Origin of the sequence: Nocardioides sp. GY 10113 (genome assembly GCF_004919105.1) — a bacterium.
In the GTDB taxonomy this organism is placed as follows: domain Bacteria; phylum Actinomycetota; class Actinomycetes; order Propionibacteriales; family Nocardioidaceae; genus Nocardioides.
Window position 1 is genome coordinate 147,683 of sequence record NZ_STGK01000001.1, and the last position, 23,940, is coordinate 171,622.

The following is a 23,940-nucleotide window of genomic DNA, read 5'->3' on the forward strand; positions in this document are numbered from 1 at the left end:
CCGTCATGCGCCGGTCCGGGCGAAGGTGAGCTGGTGGTTGTCGATGTAGCCGGCGGCGAACCCGGCACGGCAGTACTGCAGGTAGAAGTGCCACATCCGGCAGAAGGTCTCGTCGAAGCCGAGCGACCCCACCTCGGCCCGGGCCGCGGTGAACGCCGCGTCCCAGCGCTGCAGGGTCGGCGCGTAGTGCAGGCCCATGGGCAGGTCGTCGACCAGGCGCAGCCCGGTCTCGTCCCGCGTGATCTCCTCGATCGCGCGGACCGAGGGCAGCGCGCCGCCGGGGAAGATGTACTTGGTGATGAAGGTGTGGGTGTCGCGGGTGGCCAGCATCCGCTCGTGCGGCAGCGTGATCCCCTGGATCGCGACCCGGCCGCCCGGAGCCAGGGCGTGGTCCAGGGTCTGGAAGTACGTCGTCCAGTACCGGGCGCCCACGGCCTCGATCATCTCCACGCTGACGACGGCGTCGTACGCGCCCTGCGCGGCCGGGTCCTCCAGCAGCGCCCGGTAGTCGCACAGGTCGACCTCGACCCGGTCCGCGAGACCGGCCGCCACGATCCGGGTCAGGGCCAGGTCCCGCTGCTCCACCGACAGGGTGATCGAGCGGACCCGCGCGCCGCGGGCGGCGGCCCGGATGGCCAACTCGCCCCAGCCGGTGCCGATCTCCAGCACCCGGGTGCCCTCGCCGACGCCGGCCGCGTCGAGCAGGCGGTCGATCTTGCGGTGCTGGGCCGCGACGAAGGCGTCCTCGGTGATCGGCGCGACCCCCGCCAGCTCGGCGTCGGTGAACAGCGCCGAGGAGTAGGTGAGCGTCCGGTCCAGGAAGAGCGCGAAGAGCTCGTTGGAGAGGTCGTAGTGCGCGGCGATGTTCTCCCGCGTGTGCCGCCGGCTGCCCCGGTGGGTCTCCGGCAGGCGGGGTGAGAGCACGGCGCGCATCCGCTGCAGCGGCCGCGGCACCAGGGTCGTCAACCGCGCCGCCAGCACCTCGAGGAAGTCGCCGAGCGCGTCCGGGCCCTGCGCGCCCTCGTCCCAGGCGCCGGTCAGGTAGGCCTCTCCGAACCCGATCAGGTGGTCCCGGGCGATCCGCGCGTAGAGCTCCTCGGGCCGGTGCACGTGGATCGCCGGGCCGCCGCGACCGAGCGTCTCGGCGGGGGTCCGCTCACCGGCGGCGACGTGGACGGTGACGTCGAGGCGGTTGATGGCGGAGCGGAACATCCGGCGCGCGATCCGCGCCCCGGGGCCGTACGCCGGCGCCGGGCAGAGGTCGGCCCAGCGGCCGCTCGGGACGGGGCCGCCGAGCTCGGTGTGCTCCCGCGCGCTCCCGGCGGCGGTGCTCCCGACGGAGGTGCTGCCGTCGGCGGTGTTCTCGTGGGCGGGCTCGCTGGTCAGGGTCATCGGGATCCTCCGGGCGTGCTCGTCGGGACGGACGGGATGGGGGGATGGTCGGTGGGCCGGGTCCGGATCGGGAGACGGCGCAGCCACAGCCACACGCCGTGGACACGGATCAGCGCCGATCCGCGCAACCCGGCCAGGGCCACGCGGGGCGCCGCGGTCGGGCGGCCGTCCAGGCCCGCGTCGAACCGCTCGCCCTCGTCGGGTCGCAGGCTCACCGCGTACCGGAGCCGGTCCTCGGTGGGCGGCGGGACGTGCACGACGTACCGGCCGTCGGTGCCGTGGAACGGCGAGACGTACATCGCCTTGTCGACCTCGGCGCGGCCGTTCTCGTCGGGATGCAGCAGGTAGGCCTGCCGGTCGCCGTAGGTGTTGTGCACCTCGACGACGGTGGCCGCCGGCCGGCTGGTCGGGTCCGCCTCCGGTGCCCACACCCAGTGCACCGAGATCGGGTTGAAGCAGTGCCCGAGCGCCCGCGGCTGCGCCGCCATCAGCGCGCGGCCGCCGCGCAGGTCGATCCCCTCGCTGGCCAGGAACCGGTCCAGGCCCTCGCGGATCGTCTCCGGCCCGCCCGGGAGGTGGCCGGCGAAGTGGTCGCGGCCCTCGAAGGTGCCCCGGCGCCAGCCGGCCCGGGGATGGGTGGCGCCGGCGTCGTCCAGGTCGACGACCGTCATCCGGGAACGGATCCGGAACCGGTGCGCGACCGGGCCGCGGCGGGTGTGGGTGAGGTCGGTCGCGTAGGTGGTCCGGCCCGTCGGTGGTTGAGGTGCGGGCGAAGCGGGCCTCGAGGCCTCCGCGGAGCCCCACCGCAGCCCGAGGCGCTCCACCGCGGCCAGCCCCGACCGCGCGCCGTCCTCGTGGAAGCCCCAGCCGTGGTAGGCGCCGGCGAAGACGATGCGGTCGGTGTCGATCTCGGGGAGCCGGGCCCGCGCCGCCACCGAGCTCGGCGTGTAGCGGGGGTGCTCGTAGTCGCGGCGGGCGATCACCGTCGCCGGGTCGACCAGGTGCTCGCCGCCCAGCGTGACCAGGTAGTGGCGCGGCGTGGGGAGCCGCTGCAGCCGGGTCAGGTCGTAGGTGACGAGGACGTCCCGACGGTCCTCGGCCGGGCGCCGGAAGTTCCACGAGCCCCACGCCTGCCGGGCGTCGGGGAGCAGCGAGGTGTCGGTGTGCAGCAGCGCGGTGTTGGCGGCGTAGGGGAGGGCGCCGAGCACCTCCGCCTGGAGGTCGCTGGGTGCGGCCAGCATCCCGAGCGCGGCGGAGGGGTGGGTGGCGACCACGACGGCGTCGTACTGCTCGGTGCCGTCCTCGGTGGCGACCCGGACCCCGTCGGCGTCCTCGGCGATCGCGGTGACCGGGGAGCCGACGCGGATCTTGCCGCCGGCCTCGTTGATCGCCGCGGCGACGCGGCCGACGTAGGCGTGCGAGCCGCCGGTGACGGTGCGCCAGGTCGGTGAGCCGAACACGCTGAGCATGCCGTGGTGGGCGAGGAAGGCGAACAGGTACGCCGCGGGGTAGTCCAGCGCGGAGTCCGGGTCGCACGACCACACCGCCGCCACCAGCGGCGCCATGAAGTGGCGCCGGAAGTAGGGGCTGAAGCCGCCGGCGTCGAGGAACTCCCCGAGCGTGGTCAGGTCGACGGTCGGGTCCGCGTCGCCCTGCGACTCCAGCAGCCGCCGCGCGGCCCGGTGGAACCGCGGCACCTCGGTCAGCATCCGCCAGAACCGCGGCGAGGCCAGGTTGCGCCCGCCGGGGAAGAGGCCCCGCGGCCCGAGCGCGCCGGCCCACTCCACGCCGGTCCCCTCGTCGCTGACCGACAGCGACATCTCCGAGGGCTGGGTCTCCACGCCCAGCTCCTCGAAGAGCCGCAGCAGCACCGGGTAGGTGCGCCGGTTGTGCACGATGAAGCCGGTGTCGATGGCCAGGTCCGTGCCGGTGGCGGGGTCCGGCACCAGGTGGGTGTCGGCGTGACCGCCGAGCCGGTCGTCGGCCTCGTAGAGCGTGACCTCCGCGGAGCGGGAGGCGACGTACGCCGCCACCAGCCCGGCCACGCCGGAGCCGACCACCGCGACCCGTCGCGGCGGGCGCGGGCCCGCCGCGTGCTGAGCGCCCATCACGCCTCCAGCTCGAAGAGGGCGATCGGGTCGCTGGTCGGCTCCGGGGAGCCGCCCTCGGGCTCGACGGTGATCCCGACGCCGGTGGCCTCCGAGGCGTCTCCGTCGAGGAGCACGGTGGCGTTCGGCTCGTCGGGCATCAGCGCTGCCGGCTGCATGTCCCCGGCGGGCGTCTGCAGCCACACCTCGAACACCTTGCCGTCCGGGGCCGCGGCCATGTCGGTGGTCACGATCACCGCCCGTCCCTCCTCGCGGGAGAGGACGATCGTGGCGGTCGATCCGTCGGGGAACTCCTGGCTCACCCGGGTCGCGTCCTCCGCCTCGAGCACCCGCTCCGTCGCGGACGGGACCGGTGGGGCCACGGCGTCCTGCCACGGCCGCCAGGTCAGCCCGGCGACCAGCAGCAGGAGGACGACGGACGCGGCCACCAGCAGTGTCCGGAACGACGGACGCGGGAACCGGATGACCCGGGCACCGCCCTCGTCGGACGTCGGGGCGCCGGACGTGCCGGGGACACCGGGGACACCGGGGACGCCGGCGTAGCCGCTCGCCGGGACGGAGGGGGCGGCGGGGCCGGTCGGCGTCGTGCGCGGCGGCAGCGGGCGGATGGTCTCGATGCCGTCCAGGACCGCGTCGCGCACCGCCGGGGGCGGGCTCACCGGCTCGGTGGCCAGCAGGGCGGCGGTAGCGGCGAGCTCCGCGACCTCGACCCGGCACTCGGGGCAGAGGTCGAGGTGGTCCTCGAAGACGGCCCGCTCGACCTCGTCGAGGGCGTCCACGGCGTAGGCGCCGGTGAGGGCGTGCAGGTCGGCGATGTTGATGGGATCGCTCATCGCTCTACTCCGATCGCGTCGCGCAGCCGGATCAGGCCGTCTCGGATTCGGGTCTTCGCGGTGCCGACCGGTAGGTCCAGCATCGCGGCGACCTCGGTGTGGGTGTAGCCGCCGAAGTAGGCCAGCTCGATCGCCTCGCGCTGGACCGGGGTGAGCCCGGTGAGCGCGGTGCGGACCCGGCGGGCCTCCAGCGAGGCCTGGGCGGCCTCGGCGGTCGCGTCGTGCGGGGGGACGTGCTGGCGCTGCTGGTAGGTCTCCTCGCGGCGGCTCGACGCCTCCGCGCTGCGGACCCGGTCGACCGCCTTGCGGTGCCCGATCGTCATCAGCCACGACAGGGCGCTGCCCCGTGCGGGGTCGAACCGGGCGGCCGTGCGCCAGATCTCCAGGAACGCCTCCTGGGTGACCTCCTCGGCCTGCGCCGGGTCGCGGACCACCCGCAGCACCAGCCCGTGGAGCCGGGCCGACGTGGCGTCGTACAGATCAGCGAAGGCGACTCGATCGCCGCGCGCGGAGCGCTTGAGCAGTACGGCGAGCGTGTCGGCCGAGCGGTCGGGACCCGGGTCGGGTCCGCCGTCGGCGGCGTGGCTCGGGTCCATGCGCAGATCCTTCCGGATGAGTGGTCACGAGGTACTGATGTCGGTTATTCGGAGCCGCTCACCGTCCGGATGGGCGCGGACCGAGAGGATATACGCGTCCGGGGCCCGGGGGTGTCGGCCGCTCCATCGCGGACCGACACCCCATGGCCGCGGGGTCGCGTCACTGCACGCCGGTCAGGACCTGGTCGATGACGTAGACGGTCGCGTTGGCGGTCGGGACGTTGCCGCACAGCACGGTCGCGGTCACCGTTCCGTCGGAGACGGTCATCCCGGACTCGGTGTCGCCCTCGACGGTGATCATGTCGCCGGCGAGCGTCTCGTGCTCGCCGACGACCGCCTCCGCGTCGGCGTTCGCGCCGACCACGTGGTGGGCGAGGATCGTGTAGAGCGTGCTGTCCTGGCCGTCCTTCTGGCCGCCCTTGATCAGCGCGTTCAGGTCCTTCTCGGGGATCGCGGCGAACGCGTCGTTGTACGGCGCGAACACGGTCAGCGCGTCGGCGCCGTTGAGCGTGTCGGCCAGGCCGTCGACGGCACCGACCGCCGTGGCCAGGGTGGTCAGCAGCGGGTTGTTGCTGGCGGCGGTCGCAACCGGTTCGCCGACCATGCCCTCGAGGGAGCCGGGGCCGTCGGTCGGGAGCGCCGAGCAGGCCTCGCCGAAGGGCTCGGAGGCCATCGCCTCGGTCGTCTCCTCCGTCGCGGCCGAGGTCTCGGTGTCGGTGCCGCTGTCGGCGTCGCTGTCGCTGTCGTCCCCGCCGCAGGCGGCGAGCGTCAGGGACAGGGCCAGGGCTGCGGTGGCGATGCCGGCGATCCGGCCGCCACGGCGGTGCTGGAGCTTCATGATCGTGCCTTCCGTTCGGGTGGACTGACGCAGGTGATTCGTCGCGGGTGCCCGGTCGGATGGGTGGTGGGTCGGATCGGTGGTCGGGTGCGTCGCCGGTCAGCCGACCGTGACGATCAGCTCGTGCCACCCGCTGGCACCGGACGGGAACGGGTCCGCGCGGGCGGCGGTCTGGGCGGCGCCGTCCCCGGTGAGCGTCCGGGCGGCGATGCGGTGCGAGCCCTCGGTGGCGTCCCAGCGCAGGTACCACTGCCGCCAGTAGCCGTCGCCCGCGTCGGGCCCGAGGACGGCGTCGCGCCACGGGCCGCCGTCGATCCGGACCTGGACCCCGGCGACCCCGCCGTCCCCCTGTGCCCATGCGATGCCGCCGACCACCACCTCGCCGGCGTCGAGGACGGCCAGCGGCCGCGGCGTGTCGATCCGCGCGGACGGCTTGATCGGCGCGTCCGTGGCCCACCCCCGATCGGTCCAGTACGCCGACCGCTCGGCGTACGTGGTCAGGGTCAGCCGGGTCACCCACTTGGTCGCGCCTATGAACCCGTAGAGGCCGGGCACCACGAGGCGCACCGGGAACCCGTGCTCGCGGGGGAGCGCGGCGCCGTTCATGCCGACCGCGAGCAGGCTGTCGCGGCCGTCGGTGGCGAGCGCCAGCGGGGTGCTGATCGTCATCCCGCCCACGTCGGTGGAGAGGATCTGGTCGGCCCCCTCGCCCACGCCGGCCAGGTCCAGCACGTCCGTCAGCCGCACGCCGAGCCAGCGCGCGCCGCCGGCGTAGGGCCCGCCGACGGCGTTGGAGACGCAGGTCAGCGTGATGTCGCGCTCGACGAGGTCCATCGCGAGCAGGTCGTCGAAGCTCAGGGTGACCTCCCGGGCGACGTCCCCGTCGACCGTCAGGCTCCAGTCGGCGCTGTCGATCACCGGTACGTCGAGGCGGGTGTCGACGCGGTAGAAGTCGCCGGTCGGGGTACGCCACGGCGTGATCCCCGGGACGCGCCCGCCGAGGTCGTCGGGGAGCGGGGGGACGGGCGTGGCCGGTGCGGGCAGCGCGACGTCCTCCGGGCGGAGCCGGAGGCCGGACACGAGGCGCCCGATCGCCCCGCCCGCCGCCGCGACCACGGCCAGCGTGCCGACCGCCAGCAGCACCCCGCGGCGACCGCCCGCGGCCGGAGCCGCCTGCGCCCGGTGGGCCCCGGCCAGCCAGGCGAGGGCGGCCACGGAGCTGGCGCCGGCGAGCAGGCAGGGGAGCAGGTCGGTGGCGCGCGCCGCGGGCCGGCCGAGCACCGCCGCGGCCGCGACCGCGACCAGGAGCAGCAGCAATGTCGCCCCGTACCGGAGCCGTCGCCGGGCGAGCAGCCCGCTGACCGCGGCCAGCGCGAGCACCCCGACCAGCACCGAACCGACCAGGACCGCCTTGTCGGCGGCCCCGAACGAGCGGATCGCCCACTCCTTGACCGGCGTCGGGGTCAGGTCGATCACCGCCGAGCCGACCGCGAGCACCGGCGAGGTCGCCGGCACCGTGAGCGCGGCCAGCGCGTGGGCCGTGCCGAGCCCGACGGCCGCGGCGAGCAGGCCGTAGCCGGCCCAGGGCAGGGCTGAGGTGATCCGGGTCCGCGTGCGTGGCTCGTCCATGGGGGTGGTTCGTCGCGGCGCTCGTCGGGGATCGGCGGACCGGGTCCGGCACCTCGGGCGCCTGGGGCAGGATGGCGCCCATGTCAGAGCAGACTGCCGCCCCCGCCGAGCTGGTCCACCTCGAGGTCTCCGACGCCGTCGCGACCATCACCCTGGACTCGCCGCACAACCGCAACGCGCTCTCCCGCCAGCTGATCACCGAGCTGCGCGAGCACCTCGCGACGGCCGACGCCGACCCGTCGGTCCGGGTGGTCGTGCTGACCTCGTCCGGCCGGGTCTTCTGCTCCGGGGCCGACCTCTCCGAGGCCGCCACCGTGCCGATGCACGAGGGCGCCCGGGCCATCGTCGCGCTGCAGCGCCAGATCGTCGCGCTGACCAAGCCGGTCGTCGTGGTGGTGGCCGGCGCCGCCCGGGCCGGCGGGATCGGGATCGTCGCGGCCGCCGACGTCGCGATCGTCGCCGAGGACGCGACCTTCGCCCTCACCGAGGTGAAGCTCGGCCTGACCCCGGCGGTCATCTCGCTGACCGTCCTGCCGCGGCTCTCGGACCGGGCCGCGGCGCTGACCGCGCTCGGGGGCGAGGTCTTCAGCGGCGCCGAGGCGGCGGCGTACGGGCTCGTCACGCGGGCGGTGCCCGCCGCCGACCTGGCCACGGCGGTCGAGGAGACCGTCGCCTCGCTGGCCACCGGCGCCGCCCAGGGCCTGCGCGAGACCAAGGCCCTGCTCGGCCGCGACCTGCTGGCCCGGATCGACCGCGACGGCGAGGAGCTGGTGGAGCTGTCGGCCCGGCTGTTCGGGTCGGAGGAGGCGCGCGAGGCGATGCGCGCGTTCCTCAGCCGCCCCAAGCCCTGACCGAGCCGGGGTGCCTGAGCCCCGGTTCGAGGGTGCCTAACCCCCGGCTCGCGGGAGGAGCCCGGCGATGGCGCGGGCGGCGTCCGCCGTCGCCCCGCGGATCAGTCCCAGACCCCCGGCGTCGCCGATCACCGTGACCGGTACGCCGCCCAGCCGCTCGCCCAGCCGCTCGTCCAGCCGCTCGCCCAGGAGCTCGCGCAGCGCGTCCGCGAGCGCGGTGTCGGCCACCACCTCGCCGGCGAGCACCACCGCATCGGCCGGCAGGTCGCGGGCGGAGCCGTGCGCCGGCACCCAGCGCACCCCGTCCGGCGTGATCGCCTCGACCGCGCATCCGGCGTGCACGGTGACGCCGAGCCGGTCGAGCCGGTCCATGTGCTCGGTACGCCGCTTGAGGCCGAACTCCGGTCCGATCTCCGCCTCGGTGGTCAGCAGCGCGACCAGCCGGCCGGTGGCGGCCAGCGTCTCGGCGTACTCGACCGCGGCCAGCCGGCCGCCGATCACCGCCACCCGGTGCACGCCCTCGAGCGGGTGGGGGGAGAGGCCGTGCAGCACGTGGGGGAGGTCCGCGCCCGGCGGCTCCGGCAGCTCCACCCGCCCGCCGGTGGCGACCAGCACCGCGTCGGGGGTCAGGCCAGCGACCAGCTCGGGCGTCGCGGCCGTCGTGAGGCGCACCTCGACCCCCGACCGCGCGACCTCGGCCAGCAGCCAGCCCAGGTAGGGGCCGTTCTCCGGGTGCACGGCGACCGCGTCGACGAGCGCGCCACCGAGCCGGTCGGAGCGTTCCAGCAGCGTCACCCGGTGCCCGACGGCGTCGGCGAGCCGCGCCGCCTCCAGCCCGGCGGGGCCGCCCCCGACGACCACCACGTGCCGCGCCGCCTGCGACGACGACCCGGGGCCCGCAGCGGGCAGCACCAGGTCCAGGTCGTGGCCGGTGAACGGGTTGACCGCGCACTCGGCGGCCAGCCTCTCCTCCAGGGTGTCGATGCAGTTCTCGCACGAGATGCACCGCCGCACCCGGTCCCCCTCGCCCGCGGCCAGCTTCGACGGCAGGTCCGGGTCGGCCAGCAGCGGCCGGCCCAGCGCCACGAAGTCCGCCCGCCCGTCGGCCAGCACCCGCTCGGCGAGGCGGGGGTCGTGCAGCCGACCCACCGCGATCACCGGTACGTCGACGACCTCCCGCACCGCCGCCGCGGCGCCGACGTTGAGGCCGTCGCCGTCGTCGGCCGCGTTCACCATCCCGGTCACCAGCCGGTCGATCACCCCGCCGCTGACGTGGAAGGCGTCGACGCCGGCCTCCACCAGCAGCGGAGCGATCGTGGCGGTGTCGTGGATCGGCCGGCCGGCCGCGACCCGCTCGTAGCCGGAGATCCGCAGCGTGACCGGGAAGTCGGCGCCGACCTCGGACCGGATCGCGGCCAGCGCCTCGAGCACCACCCGGATCCGGCCCTCGACCGAGGTGCCGCGGTAGCGGTCGCCGCGCCGGTTGCGCTGGGGCGCCAGGAACGAGCCGAGGAACATGTAGCCGTGGGCCGCGTGCAGCTCCAGGCCGTCGTACCCGGCCTCGCGGACCCGGACCACCGCGGCTCGGAACTGATCCAGGACGCCGGAGATCTGCTCCTTCGTGGCTTCGGCCGACGGTCGCCCGGTCAGGTAGGAGCCGATCACCGAGGGGCCGAGCGAGGTGACGCCGTGCAGCTCGGGGCCGAGGCCGTCCGGGCCGGCGTGCACGAGCTGCGGCTGGATCCGCGCGCCCTCCGCGTGCACCGCCTCGACCAGCCGACGGTGCGCGTCGACCGCCGAGTCCTCGCCGATCTGCAGGCCGCCCGGCGTCTCCGGGTGCAGCGGGTCGATGCCGGTGGCACCCACGGTGACCAGCCCGACGCCGCCGGCCGCGCGCCGGGCGAAGTGGGCGACCGTGCGATCCGACGGGTGTCCGTCGGGGGTGCCGTACATCGTCTCCATCGGCGACATCACGATCCGGTTCCGCAGGGCCATCGCGCCGATCCGGCCGGGCGAGAGCAGGTGCGCGAACGCGTCTGAGGGCATAGAACCTGTTCTACTCCACCCCTAGGGTGGGCGCGTGGACTTCGCGATGGTGACCGCCTACCAGCCGATCGACCAGCTGATCCCGCTCGCCCGCGCCGCGGAGCAGGCCGGCTTCCGGGCGTTCAGCCTGGCCGACCACGTGGTCGACCTGGAGGAGATCGCGACGCCCTACCCCTACACCCGCGACGGCGCCCGGCGCTGGGAGACGGATGTCGACTGGCCCGACCCGTGGGTCACCGTCGGCGCGCTCTCGGCGGTCACCGAGCGGCTCGAGTTCTTCACCTCGATCTACGTCGCGGCGATGCGCGACCCGTTCTCGGTGGCCAAGGCGGTCGGTACGGCGGCCGCGATCTCGGGCGGCCGGGTGACGCTCGGGGTCGGGGTCGGCTGGTGCCGGGAGGAGTTCGAGCTGCTGGGCCAGGAGTTCGGCACCCGGGGACGGCGTACCGACGAGGGGCTGGCGCTGATGAAGGAGCTGTGGTCGCCGGGCTGGACCGAGTTCGACGGCGAGTTCTACTCCTGCGAGCGGTTGGTGATGCGCCCGACGCCTCCCGGGCCGATCCCGGTGTGGGTCGGGGGACTCTCGGACGTCGCGCTCCGCCGGGCCGCCCGTCACGACGGCTGGATCGGCGACATGGCCAGCGTCGACGAGGCGATCGCGGTCGCCGCGCGGCTGCACAAGATGCGGGCCGAGGCGGGGATGGATCCCGAGGCCCGGTACGACGTGGTCCCGGCACTCACCGACGCGATCACCCCCGACGACTTCCTCCGCGCGGCCGAGGGCGGCGTGACGATGACGATGACCATGCCGTGGATGTACTACTGCGGCCAGGACGCCACGCTGCAGGAGAAGCTGGACGGCGTCGAGCGGTTCCGCGAGGACGTCATCGAGCCGGTCCGCGCGCGCCTGGTGTGACCCTCGTCCTTGCCCCGTAAAGACCGTTCCCCAGGGGCCGGTCCGGTAGACTTCTCGACTTGCCATGGGGCCGGTTCCGACGCTGTCGTCACGCCTGCCCCGGCATCGGGAACGGCTAGGGACAGGCAGGGATCGATCCGGTGACGGATGAGTTGGTGGAGCGCGAGGTCGCGACCGAGCAGGGCTTCGTCGATCGGGTCTACCAGCAGCTGGAGCGCGCGGGGGACGTCGCGCGCGAGCTCGCGCGCGAGGGTCACTCCCGCGGCCGGCTGGGGCACGAGGGCGGCCTCGTCGAGCGCGACGCGATGGTCTTCCAGGCCGCGAAGCGGATGGCCCAGCTCGACGCCGCGCATGAGGGCCTCGTCTTCGGTCGGCTCGACCTCACCGAGCAGGTCGACGCCGAGCCCCGCTACATCGGCCGGATCGGTCTGCGCGACGACGACCACGACTCGCTGCTGATCGACTGGCGCGCGCCTGCCGCCGCGGTCTTCTACCAGGCCACCGCCGCGTCCCCGCAGAACGTGATCCGACGCCGGGTGCTGCGCGCCGACGGGCGCACCGTGGTCGGCGTCGAGGACGAGCTGCTCGACGCCGAGGCGGCTGCCGAGGCCGAGGCCGCCGGCCGCGACCTGCCGATCGTCGGCGAGGGCGCGCTGATGGCGCAGCTCTCCCGCGCCCGGGACCGCTCGATGCACTCCATCGTCGCGACCATCCAGGCCGAGCAGGACAAGGCGATCCGGGCCCCCGGCAAGGGCGTCGTCGCCATCTCCGGCGGCCCCGGCACCGGCAAGACCGTGGTCGCCCTGCACCGCGCGGCCTACCTGCTCTACTCCGACCGCCGCCGCTACGAGTCCGGCGGTGTCCTCGTGGTCGGCCCCTCGGGCGTCTTCATGCGCTACATCGAGCGGGTGCTGCCGTCCCTCGGCGAGACCGCCGTCGCGCTGCGCTCCCTCGGCGAGGTCGTGGACGGCGTGCGCGCCACCCGCCACGACGAGCCGGCCGTGGCCGACATCAAGGGCTCGGGCCGGATGGCCGAGCTGATGCGCCGCCTCGCCCGCCAGCAGGCCCCGGGCTCGCCCACCGAGTACCGGGTCTTCTGGCGCGACGACCGGCTGGCCCTGGAGCGCGGCAAGCTCGGCCAGATCCGGCGCAACCTGATGTCCCAGGGGCGCCGCAACAAGCAGCTCCCGCGGATCTCCCACGCGCTGCTCGACGCGCTGTGGCGCCAGGTCAAGGGCGAGCGCGGCCGCGACCTCGGCCGCGAGGCGTTCGACGAGGAGATGCTGGGTCGCCAGGACTTCCTCGACTTCGCACTCTCGTGGTGGCCGCCCCTGGACGCGCCGACGGTGCTCTCCTGGCTGCGCGACGCCGACCTGCTGGCCCGCGTCGCCGACGGCCTGCTCACCGCCGACGAGCAGCGGCTGCTGCACAAGACCTGGAGCACGCTGGACCCGACCCGCCCGATCGGCCCGCAGATCGCGATCGAGGACGTCCCGCTCCTCGACGAGCTGCGCTACGCCCTCGGCGACGTGCCGCGGCGCGGCGACGACGAGCGCGACGACCCGCTCGGCCTGATCGAGGGCGCCGTCGACATCCAGGAGCTGATGACGACCGCCGACCGCCTGCCCTCGGGCCCGGCCTGGAAGCCGCCGACCTACAGCATCGAGGACGACGGGTACGCCCACGTGCTCATCGACGAGGCGCAGGACCTGACGCCGATGCAGTGGCGGATGGTCGGTCGTCGCGGCCGGACCGCCTCCTGGACGATCGTCGGTGACCCCGCCCAGTCGTCGTGGCCGGTGCCGGAGGAGTCCGCCGCGGCCCGCGCCGAGGCGCTGGAGAGGAAGCAGCTGCACTCCTTCCACCTGTCCACCAACTACCGGAACTCCGCCGAGATCTACGCCCACGCGGCGGCGTACGCCGAACGGGTCGGCCTCGACGCCGACCTGCCCGAGGCGGTGCGGCGCACGGGTGCGGAGCCGGTCGAGGTGGTGCTGGAGGACCTCGCCGACCTGGAGTCGGCCACCCGTGCCGCGGTCGTCGAGCTGGCCGGCGCGGTCGCCGGCACCGTCGGCATCGTGGTCCCGGGCGCGCGGCGCTCGGAGGTGAACGCGTGGCTGGCCTCCTGGGCCGAGCTCGCCGAGGACGCCCCGTCGGCGGCGGCCGCCGCGCGCGACGGCTCCGCCGGGCCGTCGGGCGACGACCGGGTCGTGGTGCTCACCGGCCTCGACACCAAGGGCCTGGAGTTCGACGGCATCGTCGTCGTCCGGCCGCAGGAGATCGAGGACGAGTCGGTCACCGGTCGGGCGACCCTCTACGTCGTGCTGACCCGCGCCACGCAGTACCTGACCACCATCAGCTGATCCGGCGCCACGGCGACGCCGTCCGGGTGGGCGGCGCCGGGGCGCGGTCACTCCATCGTCGGGGCGGGCTCCTGGCAGGTCGCGCCAGCGCAGCGGTGCAGCCGCCTCGAGGCGGCGCGCAGCGTGCGCAGCACCGCGCGCTCCTCGGCCACCCCGGCGAGGTTGGTCAGCTCGTACGGGTCGGTCGTGTGGTCGAAGAGGAGCTCCTCGCCCGATCGCAGCCGGACGTAGGTCCACCGGTCGCCGCTGCGGACCCCGGTGAAGTTCGGGCGCCGCCCGCCGTCGAAGACGGGCCAGGCCTCGATCGGGATGGTGCGGACCGCCGTCTCGCCCGGGCCGAGCAGGTCCCAGACGGGGATGCCGTCCAGCGGGTGGCCCGCGCTGGCACCGGCGGCGTCGACGATCGAGGCGACCAGGTCCGCCTGGGAGACCAGGGTGCGCGAGCGCACCCCGCTCGGGATCCCGGGGCCGGAAAGGACGGTCGGCACCGTCGTCTCCTCGCGCCAGTGCCGGTTCTTGCCGAAGTGGTTGTGCTCGCCGGTGGCGAACCCGTTGTCGGAGGCGAGGATCACGATGGTGCGCTGCCACATCCCGCGCTGCTTGAGCAGTCGCACGTGACCGGCGACGGCGTCGTCCACCGAGCGCAGGGCCTCGCCCCGCTGCTGGTAGGACTCGCGCAGCATTCCCCGGCCGGCCTCGTCCCAGGCCTGCCCCGTGCCGCCGGCGAACATGTTCGGCTTGTCGGGGAGCGGCAGCGAGCGGTAGCGGTCGCGGTACCTCTCGTCCGGCGAGGGCGTGGTCACCCCCGGTTCGCCGTCGTGGGGTCGGGGGTTCGGATCGTCCTCGTCGGTGGGCTTGCCGTGGTGCGGTGCGACGTAGTTGAGCCAGAGGTACCACGGGCGCTCGGTTCGCTGCGGCGCGCCGAGCACCTGGTCGGCCTGGTCGGCCAGGACGCTGGTGGAGTACTGGCCGATGAACGGGTGGAGCTGGCCGTTGATGTTCAGCTGCAGGCCGCGGTAGTAGTACGTGCTCGGGTCCACCCCGGCACGCCAGTCGGTCCAGCCGGGCGGCACCGCCGTGGGGTCTGACTCCTCGCCGTACCCGTTGAGGTACTTGCCGACGAACAGGGTGTCGTAGCCGGCGTCGCGCAGCCAGACCGGCAGCGTGTCGCGGTCGTCGAACGAGGTCACGCCGCCGTGCTCGCCGGTGATCGCGAGGGTGCCGTGGTTGTGCGGGTACTGGCCGGTGAGCAGCGTGGCGCGGGACGGCGCGCACAGCGGCGTCGAGTCGATCGCGTTGGTCAGGGTGGTCCCGGCCTCGCCGAGCAGCCGTCGTACCTTCGGCATGAACCGGAGGTCGCCCGGGGCGGCGTCGTCCAGGGTGATCATCAGGACGTTCGGCCGTCCCGGCTCCGCGCGATCCCGCCGCATCTGCCCCGTCGGCGGCGCCGGCTGCGAGCCACCGGACGACCCGGAACCCCGCGCTCCGTCGGCCACCGCGGCGCGGTCGGGCTCGTCGGGCCCGGTGGTCGCGGTGCAGGCGCCCGCCGTCAGGGCCAGCGACGTCGCGGCTGCGACGACAGCGGCCCGCGCGTGACTCCTGTGCACGGGCGGACCGTACCGCGGCGAGCGGGCTGTCCGGCGCCGTACGGCGGACGCGGGTCCGATCGGCCGGCGCCGCCGGTCAGCGGTCGCGGCAGTCGGCGCCGTCGCAGCGGGACAGGCGGTCGGTGTCGGCGCGGACCTGGGCCAGCACCTCCTGCACGGCCGGGTCCTCCGAGCGCCTCAGGTTCCTCAGCTCGTAGGGGTCGGAGTCGTGGTCGTAGAGGAACTCGCGACCCGACCTCATCCGGACGTAGGTCCAGCGGTCGCCCTTGCGGACGCCGGTGAAGTTCGCGCGCAGGCCGCCGTACCGGACCGGCCAGGCCTCGATGCCCACCGTCCGGACCTCCGTCTCGCCCGGGGCCAGCAGGTCCCACGCGGGCTCGCCGTCCAGCGACCGGCCGGGGGTGGCGCCGGCCGCCTCGACGATCGAGGCCACCAGGTCCAGCTGCGAGATCACGTTCTTGGTCGTGATCCCGCTGGGTACGCCCGGGCCGGTGATGATCGTCGGCACGGTGGTCTCCTCGCGCCAGTAGACGTTCTTGCCGAGGTGGTTGTGCTCGCCGACGGAGTACCCGTTGTCGGAGGCGAAGATCACCACGGTCTGCTTCCACATCCCGGTCCGCTTGAGGATCCGGACGTGCTTCGCGATCGCGTCGTCGACCGACCGGAGTGCCTCGCCGCGCTGCTGGTACGCCTCCCGGAGCAGCGACCGTCCGGCGCCGGACCAGTCGACGCCCCTCGTGGACGCGAACATGTTGGGCTTCCTCGGCAGCGCCAGGCGACGCAGCGTGTTCCGGTACTTCTTCGCCGGGCGGGCCGTCTGCACCGCCGGCCGGAAGCGCGGGTGGGTCACCGTCGGGTCGTCCGCGTCGTCCGGTCCGCCGTGGTGGGGAGCGACGTAGTTGAGCCACAGGTACCACGGCTTGCTGGTGCGCCGGGGCGCCGTCAGCATGTCGTCGGCCTGGGCTCCCAGCACCGTCGTGGAGTAGTCGCCGCGGAACTTCCGCGGCTTCCCGTTGAGGTTGATGCGGTGACCCATGTAGTTGTAGGTCGTCTTGCCGATGGTCGCGCGCCAGTCGGTCCAGCCGGGCGGGACGTACGTGGCGCGGGAGGCGCCCTCGCCGTACCCGTTGAGGTACTTGCCGACGAAGAGCGTGTCGTAGCCCGCCGCCTGCAGCCACACCGGCAGCGTGTTCCGCTCGCTGTCGAGCGCGCCGAGGCCGCCGTTCTTGCCGCTGATCGAGAGCGTCCCGTGGTTGTGGGCGTACTTCCCGGTGAGCAGGCTGGCCCGGGCGGGCGCGCAGAGCGGCGTCGGGGCGATCGCGTTGGTCAGCGTGGTGCCGCTCTCGCCCAGCAGCTTGCGGGTCTTCGGCAGGAAGCGCAGGTCACCCGGCGCCGCGTCGTCGACGGTGATCATCATGACGTTCGGGCGCGAGCCCCTCGCCCGCGTCGGCACCTCGAAGGCGGTGCGGGCGACGGTCGCGTGGGAGGTCGCCGCTGCCTGCGCCGTCGACGGCACGGGTGCGCACAGGGCGCCCAGGGCCGCGGTGGTGGTGGCGGCCGCGACGGCCGCTCGGGCGAGACTCCAACGCACGGGCTGTCTTCACTCTCATCTCGGGCACCCTGTCGCCGCGCCCCGCCGCGAGGGTGGAGGACAGCGGAGGGCGCCCGGGTGCGCCTTCGCACTCGGACGCCTCGGCGCCTGCCTGACCACGATCGGCGGCGGCGCCGGGTGCGTTGTCCGAGGCCGAGGATAGCGACCGCACCGGCCGAGCACCGAAGCCGCGCCGGCGCGCGGCGCCCGGGCGGCGGCGCGCGTCGGGACCATGGACAGCGCGTGCCCCGCCCGCGGCCCCGCCCTAGGCTTCAGCCATGGACACCACGCCCCTCACCGCCCGGGAAGCCATCACGGCCATCCAGGGGCACGAGGCGTGGGCGATCATCCGGCGCTCCACCCGCAGCGGCGACCGGGACACGGTCGGCGTGGTCGGCGGTCCCCGCTGGGTCGCCGAGAGCATCATGGACATCCCGCTCGAGGACGGTCCGCCGGCGCCCGGGCGCACGTGCGACCGGCTGGTCGCCGTACCGTTCCGGCAGATCTCCGAGCGCGGCTTCGAGGCGCACGACGACGGCACCCCGCTGGTCGTGGTCGACGTCGCCGAGGAGCACGAGTTCAGCGTCGCCGACGTGATCGGAGCGATCGACGACACCGGCCTCGACTTCGCCGATCGCGGCGGCTTCGAGAGCACCGACGAGGAGTACGCCAAGCTCGTCGAGTCGATCATCAGCGAGGAGATCGGCCAGGGCGAGGGCGCCAACCTGGTGGTCGGCCGCAACTACCGCGCCGTCGTCGCCGACTGGGGCGCCGACAAGGCGCTCACCGTGTTCAAGCGGCTGCTGGAGCGCGAGCGCGGCGCCTACTGGACGTTCCTCTTCTACACCGGCGAGCGGTACCTGATCGGCGCCAGCCCGGAGCGGCACGTCTCGGTGCACGGCGGCGACGTCCGGATGAACCCGATCTCGGGCACCTTCCACCTCCGCCCGCCCGCCGGCGAGACCCGCAGCACGGAGGCCCGGCTGGCCGAGTTCCTGCGCGACGAGAAGGAGATCTACGAGCTCTTCATGGTCGTCGACGAGGAGCTCAAGATGATGTGCGACATCTGCACCGAGGGCGGCCAGGTGCTCGGGCCCTTCCTCAAGCCGATGACGCACCTGATCCACACCGAGTACCTGCTCGCCGGCCGCACCAACCGGGACGTCCGAACGGTCCTGCGCGACACCATGTACGCCGCCACGGTGACCGGGTCGCCGGTGGAGAACGCGTGCCGGCTGATCAAGGCCTACGAGCCCGAGGGGCGCGGCTACTACGCCGCGGCGCTGGCCCTCTTCGGCCGCGACGCCGACGGCGCGCACGTCGTGGACAGCCCCATCGTGATCCGCACCGCCGACGTCGACACCGAGGGGCGGCTCAAGGTCACCGCGGGGGCCACCCTGGTGCGCGACTCGGACCCGGCGTACGAGGTCGCGGAGACGCACGCGAAGGCCGGCGGCATCCTCTCGGCGTTCGGCCTGGTCCCGCCCGCGCCGGCGCCGGCGACCGCGGGCGCGGACCTGGCCACGCTGGTCGCCGACGAGGAGGTGCTGATCACCCTCGCCGCCCGCAACGGCCGGCTCTCCGGCTTCTGGCTGGCCGACCAGGCCGGCACCCCGGCCGACCCGCGGCTGGCCGGCAGGTCGGCGGTGATCCTCGACGGCGAGGACGACTTCGTGAACATGCTGCGCCACATGCTGGCGCGGATGGGCATGACCAGCGAGGTGGTCAAGCACCGCGACTACGTGCCCGGCTGCCTGGACGGCTACGACCTGGTGATCGTCGGCCCGGGTCCGGGTGACCCGCGCGACGGCGACGACCCGAAGATGGCCAACCTGCGGGCCGGCGTGGCCGCGCTGCTGGAGGCCGAGCGCCCCTTCCTCGCGGTCTGCCTGGGCCACCAGGCGCTCTGCCACCAGCTCGGCATCCCGCTGGCCTACAAGGACATCGTCTTCCAGGGCACCCAGGCCCAGGTGCTGCTCGACGGCAAGCCGGAGCGGGTCGGGTTCTACAACACCTTCGTCGGCCGGGTCGGCCCGGACACCGTGCTCCCCGACGGCGTGCGGGTCGAGGCCGATGCCGAGACCGGTGACGTCAACGCGGTCCTCGGGCCGCACTACCGCGGCGTGCAGTTCCACGCCGAGTCGATCCTCACCGAGCACGGGTTCGCGATCGTCCACGACCTCGTGGTCGACGTGCTGCTGGACTGAGCGGCGACGGGCGGCGGGCGGACCGATGGCCGCGCGGAGGCCGGACGTCGTGGTGGTCGACCACCACGACTCCTACACGGGCAACCTGGTGCACCTGATCGCCGGCGTCACCGGCGTCCTGCCGACGGTGCTCCAGCACGACGAGGCGGAGCCCGACGACGTGCTGCGCCACGAGTACGTGGTGCTCTCCCCGGGGCCCGGCCACCCCGCCGTACGGCGTGACTTCGTGGTCGGCCGCGAGGTGCTGATCTCGGCCGCGCGGCCCGTGCTCGGGGTGTGCCTGGGGATGCAGGGCATGGTCACCACCTACGGTGGGCTGGTGGACCGGGTCGCGCCCGGGCACGGAGTCGAGGCCCGGATCACCCACGACGGCGCCGGCGTCTTCGCCGGTCTGCCGCAGCGGTTCCGCGCCATCCGCTACCACTCGCTGGCCGTGCTCGACCTGCCCGAGGGGATCCGGCCGACCGCGATCGACGAGCTGACCGGCTTCACGATGGGGCTGGAGCACACGGACCTGCCGCTGGTCGGCGTGCAGTTCCACCCGGAGTCGATCCTCACCGAGCACGGCGCGGAGCTGGTCGCGAACTTCCTCGGGGACCCGCGATGGTGACGGCCGGGGACGTCGGTGAGGCGTTCGCCCGGGTCCAGGACCGCAGTCCTCGTTGTGTCTGGCTCGACGGCGGAGGCGCCCGGGACTGGTCCCGGCGCCGCTCGATCCTCGGCTGGCTGGACGAGGACGACGTCTCGCTGACGTACTCGGCGGCGCGGCGCGAGGTGACCCGGCACGCCGGCGGCCGCTCCGAGGTGGTCGGGGACGACCCGTTCGCCGCGCTGGAGGCCGAGCTGGCCGCGGGGTCGGAGAGCGACCAGTGGTTCGGCTACTTCGGGTACGCCGCCCGGCCGGACCTGCCGGCGGCGCCCGACCCGGCGCTGCCGGACGCGGTGTGGATGCGGCCCTCGCACGTCCTGGAGTTCACTCACGTCACACCCGCGGAGGTTTCCGGCCGCGTGACGGGCACTGCAATGGCCGACAAGCCGGGGAATCCCCGGTCGAGCGGGGATTCCCGGGGCGGCGAGATCCCCGCCGACTACGCCACCGCCTTCGCCCGCGTCCAGGAGCACCTGCACGCCGGCAACTCCTACGAGGTCAACCTCACCCACCGGCTCCGCGTGGAGAACCCGCTCGCCCCCGCCGCGGTCTACCTGCGCCTGCGCAGCCTCAACCCGGCGCCGTACGCCGGCTTCCTCCAGCATGACGTCGAGGGCGCCCGGGCGTGGCTGCTCAGCTCCAGCCCGGAGCGGTACGCGCTGGTCACGGCCGACCGCACCCTGGAGGCGAAGCCGATCAAGGGCACGACACCGCGCGACCCGCTGCCCGAGGAGGACGCGGCGGCGCGGGCGCGGCTGGCCGGCGACCCCAAGTTCCGCTCCGAGAACCTGATGATCGTCGATCTGCTCCGCAACGACCTGAGCCTGGTCTGCGAGGTCGGCAGCGTGGAGGTGCCGCACCTGATGGAGGTGGAGTCCTACGCGTCGGTGCACCAGCTGGTCTCCACCGTCCGGGGTCGGCTGCGCGAGGACGTCACGACGGTGGGCGCCCTGCGCTCGCTCTTCCCCGCCGGCTCGATGACCGGCGCGCCCAAGCTGCGCACGATGGAGATCATCGACGAGGTCGAGGCCGACCCCCGCGGGGTCTACTCCGGCGCGTTCGGCTGGGTCTCAGGCGACGGTCGCGCCGACCTCGGCGTGGTGATCCGGTCACTGGCCACCGCCGGCGACGGCACCTACGTGCTCGGCACCGGCGGCGGCATCATCGTGGACAGCGACCCCGCCGAGGAGTACGCCGAGACGCGGTGGAAGGCCGCGCGGCTGCTCGAGGCCCTGCGCAGCTGAGCGCGGTCGCGCATGCCGCGCCGGTGGCCGCCGGACCAGGCGTCACGCCCAGTCGTAGTGCTCCCAGCTGACCCCCTGCAGCGGCCCGCTGACGAACTCCAGGATCCCGAACTCGCCATCCCCGTCGCCGGGGAAGGTGTGGACGCCGGTCCCCGTCCCGAGGGAGGCGGCCGGACCCTCGAGGTCGTAGCTGACGTTGCGGTTCTTTCCGCCCGGGTCGACGGTCAGGGTCACGCTGATCCACTGGGGCGGGCTGTGGGCGTCGCGGAGGTCGGCGTACAGGACGGTCGTCGACCGGCCCTGAAGAAGGATCCTCAGCGTGTACGCGATGTGACCGGCGTCGCGCGAGAGCCAGGACCCGAGGTACTGGGCCTCGCCGGTCCGGGCGACCACGACATCGGACCCGCGGTGCCACACCTGTTCCAGGTAGGGCGTGCGGTCCTCGATGCGTGCGGCCGGCTCGGCCAGCGAACCGGCGGGGATCGGGTTGGCCGGAAGTCCTGTCGAGCTCGCCGCCCACTGGACGCGGCGCAGCTCGAAGGAGCGGGTGAGCGCCAGCACCAGCAGCGCTTGCCCCGCGGGGACGTCCCAGGAGCGGGCGACCTCGCTCGAGCTGGAGGTGGCGCGGGTCTTCGAGCCGCCCCAGTGGTGCTCGTAGACGAACTGCTGGTCGACACCGACCTTGGCGAAGACCACGCCGGTGTCCGCCTTGAAGGTCGTAGAGGTGCCGAGGACGTTGTTCCAGATCTCAGCGACCTCCTCGGTGATGCCGGACTGGAAGGAGATGCTCAGCGTCGTGCCGGAGGCCTGGTCGATCTGGTCGGCCACCCAGGACCGCTCGCCGGACCATGACTCGTACCCCAGGACCAGGTAGTACGGGCAGTAGGTCGCGCGGTTGTAGCCCGGAAGGGACGCCGCGACCGTGGCGAGAGCCGGGTCATCGACGGCGTAGGAGGGCACGAAGGAGAAGCTGGACAACCGTCGGGTGACGGGGGCGTCGAAGTCCCATTGCGCCGGCTCCCCCGGCGGCTTGTAGGTGCCCGCCTGGGCCAGTTGCTGCTCCCAGTAGGCGTAGGTCGCCTCCTCCGGGTAGATCCGTGGGACGTCGGACCTGTTGCCTCTCCCGACGAAGAGGTGCTCGGGCCTCACCTCGTCGCCGGCCTGCTCGAGGCGCGGCTCGGCCACCTTCGAGAGGTCCTCCTCGTCCAGCCGGATGCAGGTTCCGTACTTCTTGCTGCGGATGCGGACGATCGACGTCCAGGAGTACGCGCCCAGGTAGCGCGGCAGCGACGAGGGCGGGACGCTGCAGATCTCCAGGTCCCAGAGCTGCTCGTCGGCCCGACGGTAACGCTCGACGCGCAGGGTGCCGTCGGGCTGGGCGGTGAGGACCCCCTCGCCCTGAGCCAGGGTCATCCACCCGTCGGCGCCGGGGTGGCCGTGCCAGGTGGCGTAGTTGCTGACCGCGTCGGGGTCGATCGTCAGCCTCCCGGACTCGATCTCGGCCGGCGTGGGGTAGTCGTGCGCCGTCCCGGCGCACGCCACGCCCAGCCAGCGCCCTCGATACCCGTAGTCGAAGACCGACTGGAAGTACATGTGCAGGAGGTGGAACTGCTTGCGGCGGTGCCGCACGGTGGTGGGGCCCACCGTGGCCTCCGCCGTCGAGACACTCGGCGTGCACCGGGACGTGGACAACATCGTGCGAGTGGCCTGGTCCATGGAGGACCCCCTTCGGCTGGACCCGCCACGCTAGCAGTCGCCAGCCCCTCGGGCCCCGCGTCGCCGGAGCGGTCTGGGCCGGTCCGGCGACCCGCGGATGGGATGGTCAGCGCAGATCGGTGAGCGTCCCCGGGTCGACGGTGGTGCCGACGATCTCGCGCAACCGGTCCGAGACGTCCCAGATGTTCACGTTCATCGCGGCGGTGACCCGGTTCTCGTCGTCCAGCCAGTAGGCGATGAACTCGCCGTCCGCCAGCGACCCGCGGACCTCGACGGTGTCGGACGCCGACCCGTGCCCGACGTACTCCATCCCGAAGTCGAACTGGTCGGTGTAGAAGTACGGCAGCCAGTCGTAGGCGACCTCCTGGCCGAGGATCGACTTGGCCGCGGCCTTGCCCTGGCGGATCGCGTTGTCCCAGTGCTCGACGCGCAGCGGTCCGAGGACGGTGTTGACCGCGAGCGCCGCGTCGCCGGCGGCCCACACGTGCGGGTCGGTCGCGCGCAGCTGCTGGTCCACGGTGATCCCGCCGCCGTCCTCGCGGGTCGCGACGCCGAGACCTGCCTCCTCGGCCAGCGAGGTGCGTGGCGCGGCGCCCACCGCGACCACAACCAGGTCCGCGTCGAACGTGCCGTCGGAGGTCCGTACGCCGGTGGGTGCGAGCTGCGGGTGGCCGTCGACGGTCTCGATCGCCTCGACGGTGACGCCGGTGCGGATGTCCACCCCGTGCCCGCGGTGCAGGTCGGTCAGGTACTGCGCCATCTCCTCACCCAGCACCCCGGCCAGCGGCAGCGGAGCCGCCTCCAGCACGGTGACCTCCATCCCGGCCTGCCGGGCCGCGGCGGCCAGCTCGAGGCCGATCCAGCCGCCGCCCACCAGGACGACCCGGCCGCCGGCGCGGAACGCCTCCTTCAGCGCATCCGCGTCCTCCACCGTCCGCAGGTACGCCGCCGCGCCGGCGCCGGGGAGGTCCGGCACCTTCGGCTCGGCGCCGGTGGCCAGCAGCAGCGCGTCGTAGGAGAGCGGGTCGCCCAGCGGCGGCGCCGGGTCGACGGTCACCGTCCGGGCTGCCAGGTCGATGCCGGTCGCGGTCGTGCCGGTGAGCACGCGCACGTGGTGCTCGTCGTACCAGGCCTGGTCGTGGACGAGGGCGTCGGCGAAGGTCTTCGTGCCGCTCAGGTAGCTCTTCGACAGCGGTGGCCGCTCGTACGGCAGGTGGTCCTCGGCGGCGACCAGGGTGATCGCGCCGTCGTACCCCTCCTCGCGCAGCGTGGTGATGGCGTGGGCCGCGGCGAGTCCGCCGCCCACGATGACGATCTGCTGGGACTCGGTCATGCTCGGAGCCTGCCCGGTCGC

Annotated in this window: 17 protein-coding genes; 6 read left to right on the forward strand and 11 right to left on the reverse strand. The window is 74.0% G+C overall.

Annotated features, from left to right (window positions below):
• Nucleotides 1–3: 3 nt before the first annotated feature.
• The 6 genes from E8D34_RS00640 to E8D34_RS00665 all read right to left on the reverse strand — a co-directional run bounded on the left by E8D34_RS00640 (nucleotide 4) and on the right by E8D34_RS00665 (nucleotide 7,396).
• A complete protein-coding gene (locus E8D34_RS00640) occupies nucleotides 4–1,392 on the reverse strand; it encodes a class I SAM-dependent methyltransferase (protein WP_240771009.1) in 1,389 nt (462 codons plus the stop codon).
• Nucleotides 1,389–3,500 (reverse strand): FAD-dependent oxidoreductase, encoded by a 2,112-nt coding sequence (locus E8D34_RS00645; protein WP_136592645.1) that lies wholly within the window; start codon nucleotides 3,498–3,500, stop codon nucleotides 1,389–1,391. The genes E8D34_RS00640 and E8D34_RS00645 overlap by 4 nt, the downstream gene beginning before the upstream one ends.
• A complete protein-coding gene (locus E8D34_RS00650) occupies nucleotides 3,500–4,333 on the reverse strand; it encodes an anti-sigma factor (protein WP_136592646.1) in 834 nt (277 codons plus the stop codon). The genes E8D34_RS00645 and E8D34_RS00650 overlap by 1 nt, the downstream gene beginning before the upstream one ends.
• On the reverse strand, nucleotides 4,330–4,929 hold the full coding sequence (gene sigK, locus E8D34_RS00655) for an ECF RNA polymerase sigma factor SigK (RefSeq protein WP_136592647.1): 600 nt from the start codon (nucleotides 4,927–4,929) through the stop codon (nucleotides 4,330–4,332). Before sigK ends, E8D34_RS00650 begins: the two co-directional genes overlap by 4 nt.
• Before the next feature lie 160 nt (nucleotides 4,930–5,089).
• Nucleotides 5,090–5,767, reverse strand: coding sequence for a fasciclin domain-containing protein (locus E8D34_RS00660; RefSeq protein WP_136592648.1), 678 nt, complete (start codon nucleotides 5,765–5,767; stop codon nucleotides 5,090–5,092).
• A 99-nt stretch (nucleotides 5,768–5,866) separates the two neighbouring features.
• Complete coding sequence (locus E8D34_RS00665) at nucleotides 5,867–7,396, reverse strand: molybdopterin-dependent oxidoreductase (RefSeq protein ID WP_136592649.1); 1,530 nt, start codon at nucleotides 7,394–7,396, stop codon at nucleotides 5,867–5,869.
• 80 nt (nucleotides 7,397–7,476) lie between these two features.
• On the opposite strand from E8D34_RS00665, the gene E8D34_RS00670 reads away from it, so the two are divergent.
• On the forward strand, nucleotides 7,477–8,247 hold the full coding sequence (locus tag E8D34_RS00670) for an enoyl-CoA hydratase-related protein (protein ID WP_136592650.1): 771 nt from the start codon (nucleotides 7,477–7,479) through the stop codon (nucleotides 8,245–8,247).
• Between the two features lie 36 nt (nucleotides 8,248–8,283).
• On the opposite strand, the gene E8D34_RS00675 is transcribed toward E8D34_RS00670, so the two are convergent.
• Nucleotides 8,284–10,293, reverse strand: coding sequence for an FAD-dependent oxidoreductase (locus E8D34_RS00675; protein WP_136592651.1), 2,010 nt, complete (start codon nucleotides 10,291–10,293; stop codon nucleotides 8,284–8,286).
• Nucleotides 10,294–10,327: 34 nt separating this feature from the next.
• Between E8D34_RS00675 and E8D34_RS00680 the strand changes: the two genes are divergently transcribed.
• Nucleotides 10,328–11,209, forward strand: a complete 882-nt coding sequence (locus E8D34_RS00680; protein ID WP_206056486.1) for a TIGR03619 family F420-dependent LLM class oxidoreductase — start codon at nucleotides 10,328–10,330, stop codon at nucleotides 11,207–11,209.
• Between the two features lie 140 nt (nucleotides 11,210–11,349).
• Nucleotides 11,350–13,572: a UvrD-helicase domain-containing protein gene (locus tag E8D34_RS00685; RefSeq protein WP_136592652.1), complete on the forward strand. Its 2,223-nt coding sequence runs from the start codon at nucleotides 11,350–11,352 to the stop codon at nucleotides 13,570–13,572.
• Between the two features lie 47 nt (nucleotides 13,573–13,619).
• Here E8D34_RS00685 and E8D34_RS00690 read toward each other — a convergent pair whose 3' ends face one another.
• Complete coding sequence (locus tag E8D34_RS00690; protein WP_136592653.1) at nucleotides 13,620–15,179, reverse strand: sulfatase-like hydrolase/transferase; 1,560 nt, start codon at nucleotides 15,177–15,179, stop codon at nucleotides 13,620–13,622.
• A gap of 76 nt (nucleotides 15,180–15,255) precedes the next feature.
• Nucleotides 15,256–16,770 (reverse strand): sulfatase-like hydrolase/transferase, encoded by a 1,515-nt coding sequence (locus E8D34_RS00695; RefSeq protein ID WP_136592654.1) that lies wholly within the window; start codon nucleotides 16,768–16,770, stop codon nucleotides 15,256–15,258.
• A 278-nt stretch (nucleotides 16,771–17,048) separates the two neighbouring features.
• Here E8D34_RS00695 and E8D34_RS00700 point away from each other — a divergent pair, with 278 nt between their 5' ends.
• Genes E8D34_RS00700 through E8D34_RS00710 form a run of 3 tightly spaced genes read left to right on the forward strand, consistent with a single transcriptional unit; the run spans nucleotide 17,049 to nucleotide 20,870 of the window.
• Complete coding sequence (locus E8D34_RS00700; protein ID WP_136592655.1) at nucleotides 17,049–18,977, forward strand: anthranilate synthase family protein; 1,929 nt, start codon at nucleotides 17,049–17,051, stop codon at nucleotides 18,975–18,977.
• Between the two features lie 25 nt (nucleotides 18,978–19,002).
• Nucleotides 19,003–19,587: an aminodeoxychorismate/anthranilate synthase component II gene (locus tag E8D34_RS00705; RefSeq protein ID WP_136592656.1), complete on the forward strand. Its 585-nt coding sequence runs from the start codon at nucleotides 19,003–19,005 to the stop codon at nucleotides 19,585–19,587.
• A complete protein-coding gene (locus E8D34_RS00710) occupies nucleotides 19,581–20,870 on the forward strand; it encodes an anthranilate synthase component I family protein (RefSeq protein ID WP_136592657.1) in 1,290 nt (429 codons plus the stop codon). Before E8D34_RS00705 ends, E8D34_RS00710 begins: the two co-directional genes overlap by 7 nt.
• A 42-nt stretch (nucleotides 20,871–20,912) precedes the next feature.
• Here the strand turns inward: E8D34_RS00710 and E8D34_RS00715 are convergent, their stop codons facing one another.
• Nucleotides 20,913–22,514 carry a hypothetical protein gene (locus tag E8D34_RS00715; protein ID WP_136592658.1) on the reverse strand — a complete coding sequence of 534 codons (1,602 nt, stop codon included), beginning with the start codon at nucleotides 22,512–22,514 and terminating at the stop codon, nucleotides 20,913–20,915.
• Nucleotides 22,515–22,692: 178 nt separating this feature from the next.
• Nucleotides 22,693–23,919: an FAD/NAD(P)-binding oxidoreductase gene (locus E8D34_RS00720; protein WP_136592659.1), complete on the reverse strand. Its 1,227-nt coding sequence runs from the start codon at nucleotides 23,917–23,919 to the stop codon at nucleotides 22,693–22,695.
• Between the last annotated feature and the right edge of the window lie 21 nt (nucleotides 23,920–23,940).

What these genes read in the sequence shown, in the direction of transcription:
- E8D34_RS00720 (WP_136592659.1), bottom strand. Translation starts at nt 23,919, where the DNA reads ATGACCGAGTCCCAGCAGATCGTCATCGTGGGCGGCGGACTCGCCGCG.
- E8D34_RS00650 (WP_136592646.1), bottom strand. Translation starts at nt 4,333, where the DNA reads ATGAGCGATCCCATCAACATCGCCGACCTGCACGCCCTCACCGGCGCC.
- E8D34_RS00640 (WP_240771009.1), bottom strand. Translation starts at nt 1,392, where the DNA reads ATGACCCTGACCAGCGAGCCCGCCCACGAGAACACCGCCGACGGCAGC.
- E8D34_RS00665 (WP_136592649.1), bottom strand. Translation starts at nt 7,396, where the DNA reads ATGGACGAGCCACGCACGCGGACCCGGATCACCTCAGCCCTGCCCTGG.
- E8D34_RS00670 (WP_136592650.1), top strand. Translation starts at nt 7,477, where the DNA reads ATGTCAGAGCAGACTGCCGCCCCCGCCGAGCTGGTCCACCTCGAGGTC.
- sigK (WP_136592647.1), bottom strand. Translation starts at nt 4,929, where the DNA reads ATGGACCCGAGCCACGCCGCCGACGGCGGACCCGACCCGGGTCCCGAC.
- E8D34_RS00675 (WP_136592651.1), bottom strand. Translation starts at nt 10,293, where the DNA reads ATGCCCTCAGACGCGTTCGCGCACCTGCTCTCGCCCGGCCGGATCGGC.
- E8D34_RS00700 (WP_136592655.1), top strand. Translation starts at nt 17,049, where the DNA reads ATGGACACCACGCCCCTCACCGCCCGGGAAGCCATCACGGCCATCCAG.
- E8D34_RS00645 (WP_136592645.1), bottom strand. Translation starts at nt 3,500, where the DNA reads ATGGGCGCTCAGCACGCGGCGGGCCCGCGCCCGCCGCGACGGGTCGCG.
- E8D34_RS00705 (WP_136592656.1), top strand. Translation starts at nt 19,003, where the DNA reads ATGGCCGCGCGGAGGCCGGACGTCGTGGTGGTCGACCACCACGACTCC.
- E8D34_RS00660 (WP_136592648.1), bottom strand. Translation starts at nt 5,767, where the DNA reads ATGAAGCTCCAGCACCGCCGTGGCGGCCGGATCGCCGGCATCGCCACC.
- E8D34_RS00710 (WP_136592657.1), top strand. Translation starts at nt 19,581, where the DNA reads ATGGTGACGGCCGGGGACGTCGGTGAGGCGTTCGCCCGGGTCCAGGAC.